The organism is Dellaglioa sp. CoH-56-MRSF-12, from assembly GCF_056782075.1.
Window position 1 is genome coordinate 1 of record NZ_JBXAYD010000176.1, and the last position, 234, is coordinate 234.

Genomic DNA, 234 nt, shown 5'->3' on the forward strand with positions numbered 1-234 from the left:
CTGGGCCGGGCTGCTGGTCCTCGCCGGGGCCGCGCTCGTCGGCCGGCGCCGCCGGAAGGCCTGACCAGCAGACCGCGGACAGGGGCCGCAACACGCCGTTATCGCGACGCCGTAAAGGCGTGTTGCGACCCCTGTCGGGCCTCGCCCGGGCCTCGGTGCCGCCCAGAACACGCGGCAACCGGATCAACGCAGGTTTGCCGACTACGCTGGACGTGAACCGCACGACCTGGGAGC

The 234-nt window shown here is 73.1% G+C and carries 1 protein-coding gene; it reads left to right on the forward strand.

Translation table 11 applies throughout. From position 1 onward, the window contains the following. The coding region (locus tag AC1RPY_RS08220) for an LPXTG cell wall anchor domain-containing protein (RefSeq protein WP_481763193.1) at positions 1 to 64 on the forward strand (64 nt) is incomplete at its 5' end. Between the last annotated feature and the right edge of the window lie 170 nt (positions 65 to 234).